A 4349-nucleotide genomic window follows, 5' to 3' on the forward strand; every position below is an offset into this window, starting at 1 on the left:
GTCCGATGCCGCGGTGGTTTCGCAGTCCTGGGGCATGGCGTTCGCGACCCTGGTCAGCCGGATCACCGGCTTCGCCCGCATCGTGCTGCTGGCGGCGATCCTGGGTGCGGCGCTGACCAGTGCCTTCTCGGTGGCCAATCAGCTGCCCAACCTGGTCGCCGCGCTGGTGCTGGAAGCGACCTTCACCGCGATCTTCGTGCCGGTGCTGGCCCGCGCCGAACGCGACGACCCCGACGGCGGCACCGCCTTCGTCCGCCGTCTGGTCACGCTGGCCACCACGCTGCTCTTGGTGGCGACCGTGCTGTCGGTGACGGCCGCACCGTTGTTGGTCCGACTCATGTTGGGCAGCGACCCCCAGGTCAACCGGCCACTCACCACCGCGTTCGCCTACCTGCTGCTGCCCCAGGTGCTTTTCTACGGATTGTCGTCGGTTTTCATGGCAATCCTGAACACCCGCAACGTCTTCGGGCCGCCCGCCTGGGCGCCGGTGGTCAACAACGTGGTCGCCATCGCCACCCTCGGCCTGTACCTGATTGTGCCCGGCGAACTTTCGGTGGATCCGGTGGAGATGGGCAATGCCAAACTCCTGGTGCTGGGGATCGGGACGACGCTGGGAGTATTCGCACAGACCGCGGTACTGCTCGTCGCCATCCGGAAGGAACGGATCAGCCTCCGTCCGCTGTGGGGCATCGACGACCGGCTCAAGCGGTTCGGCGGGATGGCTGCGGCCATGGTGCTGTACGTGTTGATCAGCCAGATCGGCTTGATCGTCGGAAATCAAATTGCAAGTGCCGCAGCGGCTTCCGGCCCGGCGATCTACAACTACACGTGGCTGGTGCTGATGTTGCCGTTCGGCATGATCGGCGTGACCGTGCTGACGGTGGTGATGCCACGACTGAGCCGCAACGCGGCCGCCGACGACATCCCCGCGGTGCTGGCCGACCTGTCATTGGCCACCAGGCTGACCATGGTGACGCTGATACCGACCGTGGCCTTCATGACCGTCGGTGGTCCGGCCATCGGTAGCGCTCTCTTCGCCTACGGGAACTTCGGCGAAGTCGACGCGGGGTACCTGGGCATGGCGATCACGCTTTCGGCGTTCACGCTGATTCCGTATGCGCTGGTGCTGCTGCAGCTGCGGGTTTTCTACGCCCGCGAGCAGCCGTGGACGCCGATCGTGGTGATCGTCGTCATCACCGCGGTCAAGGTCGCCGCCTCGCTGGCGGCCCCCCACCTCACCGATGACCGCGAGATGGTCGCCGGCTATCTCGGCCTGGCCAACGGCCTCGGCTTCCTCGCCGGAGCCATCGTCGGCTACATCCTGTTACGCGCCAACCTGAATCCGCCGCGCGGGCGCCTGGTCAGCCTCGACGTGGTGCGCACCATTCTGGTGACGATCGCCGCGTCACTGATTGCCGCGCTGCTCGCCCATGTCGTCGACCAGTTGCTGGGCCTCGAGTCGCTGACCGTGCACGCCGGTGGCGCCGGCTCGATACTGCGGCTGGCGGTGCTGGGGCTGATCATGCTTCCGATCATCGGCGCGATCATGGTGGCCGCGCGGGTACCCGAGGCGGAGGCCGCGCTGGCCGCCGTCCGGCGCCGCATCGGCAAGCGCCAGACGGTAGCCGCGGGGCCAACTGCGCCGTCCGTCCGACCACGGCCAGGCGGGCCTCTCACGTACGCTGAACAGAGGAATTCGCCCGCGTCGCGGCGTCGTCACGGCCCGGCGGCGACTTGGCGCGGGCCTCCGGCACCGGTTGCCGGAGCCGGCATGCGGAAAGGACCAGCGGTGACCGACGACTCCGCGGGCAGCACCGCACCCGGACCCGACAACGGCGCGACCACCAAGATGCCGCGGCCCGCCGCGGACGACTTCCAGCCGGACGTTCCCGGCGGGCCGGGGGACGCTCCCGGTGGCGGCGAAGAGCAGGCTGATTCGGGCACGATGCCCGTCACCACCGTGCCGCCGCCCATCTCGGGCCGGCCACCTGCCGACTACGGCGGCGATCCCACCCGCGAACCGCTCGCCTTCGACATCCCCCGTGAACCACCGATCGAGACGGCGACGTCCGACGAGGACGTGCACCTCATCCCCGGTGCCACCATCGCGGGCGGCCGCTACCGGCTGTTGGTCTTCCACGGCGGCCCGCCGAATCTACAGTTCTGGCAGGCGCTGGACACCGCCCTGGATCGCCAGGTGGCCCTGACGTTTGTCGACCCGGACGCGATGCTGGCCGACGAGGAGGTGGAGGAGATTCTTAGCCGCACTCTGCGGCTGAGCCGGGTCGACACACCCGGCGTGGCCCGGATCCTCGATGTCGCCAACACCGGATCCGGCGGGCTGGTCGTCAGTGAGTGGATTCGCGGCGGCTCCCTGCAAGAAGTGGCCGAGACCTCGCCGTCGTCGATCGGCGGAGCGCGCGCGATCCAGTCGCTGGCTGCCGCCGCGGAAGCCGCTCACCGCGCGGGTGTCTCGCTGTCGATTGACCACCCCAGCCGGGTTCGAGTCAGCGTCGAGGGCGACGTGGTGCTCGCCTTCCCCGCCACCATGCCGGCCGCCACCCCCGAAGACGACATCCGCGGCATCGGCGCCGCGCTGTACGCATTGCTGATCAACCGGTGGCCGCTGCCGGAGTCCGGTGTTCGCAGCGGCCTCGAGCCGGGCGAGTTCGACGCCGCGGGCGAGCCCGTCGAGCCCCGGGCCATCGACCGCGACATCCCGTTCCAGATCTCGGCGGCGGCCGCGCGCTCGGTGCAGGTGGGCGGCGGCATCCGCAGCGCTCCGACGCTGCTGAATCTGCTGCAACAGGCGACCGCCATCGCCGACCGCACCGAATTGATCTCACCCGTCGAGGAGCCGGGCGCGCCCGGAGTGGTGCCGCCGCGCCCGACCCGGCCGCGTCGCGAGCCCTCCGTCGATCCCGAGGCGGCGGCTCGTCGCCGCAAGGCTCTGATCGTCGGCCTCAGCGTCGGCGGGGCGATCATCATCGTCGCGCTGATCGTGCTGGCGTCGGTGTTGAGCCGCATCTTCGGCGACGTCGGCGGATTCGACAAAGACGAGCTGGGCCTCAACGCGCCCACCACGTCGGTCGAGGGCGGAGACGGAACGACAATCAAACCCGTTCGGGCAACGGTGTTTTCACCCGAAGGCGGCGCCGACGCGCCTGACCTCGCCGGGCTCGCGATCGACGGCAACCCCGCCACCATGTGGCCCACCGACACCTATACCGACGCCACGCCGTTCCCCGGCTTCAAGAACGGCGTCGGCCTGATGCTCCAGCTGTCGCAGCCCACCACGATCGGGTCGGTGACCATCGACGTCACCAGCACCGGCACCGCGGTGGAGATCCGGTCGGCGGAGGCGCCGGCTCCCGCGTCGCTTGAGGACACCACCGAGCTCACCGGGCCTACCTCGTTGAAACAAGGCTCCAACACCATCACCGTGGACAACGCGACGCCGACCAGCAATCTGCTGGTCTGGATCTCCACGCTGGGCACCGTCAACGGCGAGAGCCGCACCGACATCTCCGAAATCACGCTCAACGCCGCGTCCTGACGGTTATCCCCAAGGCGCTCGCGGGGTAAAGCCGCGTCACGGGTGCCCCGGCCAAGAAGTGTCAGAGGGGGTGTCTGAGGGTGATTAGTGTTCGCGTGTGGGGAGCTTCGGGGGGACCTCTGAGCCGTTGGGGGCATGCCACCGCTCGGATGCGGAGCTGCTGGCCGCGCACGTCGCCGGCGACCGGTACGCGTTCGAGGAGCTGTTCTACCGCCATCAGCGGCAGCTGTACCGGCTCGCGCTGATCACCAGCCGCAACCCCGACGATGCCGCGGACGCACTGCAGGATGCGATGCTGTCCGCGCACCGCGGGGCGGCACGTTTCCGCCACGACGCGGCGGTGAGCAGCTGGCTGTACCGCATCGTGGTGAACGCCTGTCTTGACCGCCTGCGCCGCCACAAGACCCATCCGACCACCGTCCTGAACGACGACAGCTGCCCGGTCAGCGACCACACGCCGCGGGTGGACACCGCGGTCGTGGTGGAACGCGCGTTGATGCGGCTACCGGTCGAACAGCGCGCTGCGGTGGTCGCGGTGGACATGCAGGGCTACTCGGTGGCCGAAGCCGCCCGAATGTTGGGTGTTGCCGAAGGAACGGTGAAGAGCCGCTGCTCGCGGGCCCGCGCGAAGCTGGCCGCGGCCCTCGGTCATTTCGACGCGGGCGCCTGCGGGGCACACTGATGGAACCGAAGGCGCGTCGCCGGCGTCCAACCCCGCGGCGAAGACTGCGTCGACGGACACCATCACACCCAACCAGCGGGGGCGGAAATGGACAGCGGCGGCGAGGAGCAG

Annotated in this window: 2 protein-coding genes; both read left to right on the forward strand. The window is 69.3% G+C overall.

The features are described from left to right. Positions 1-3556, forward strand: a 3556-nt coding sequence (murJ, locus tag ACRDU5_RS10685) for a murein biosynthesis integral membrane protein MurJ (RefSeq protein WP_526614471.1), incomplete at its 5' end; no start/stop codon positions are given. A 97-nt stretch (positions 3557-3653) separates the two neighbouring features. Beyond that, complete coding sequence (sigM, locus tag ACRDU5_RS10690; RefSeq protein ID WP_526614472.1) at positions 3654-4238, forward strand: RNA polymerase sigma factor SigM; 585 nt, start codon at positions 3654-3656, stop codon at positions 4236-4238. Positions 4239-4349: the final 111 nt, after the last annotated feature.

The sequence above is a fragment of the Mycobacterium sp. genome (genome assembly GCF_050701515.1).
In the GTDB taxonomy this organism is placed as follows: Bacteria; Actinomycetota; Actinomycetes; order Mycobacteriales; family Mycobacteriaceae; genus Mycobacterium.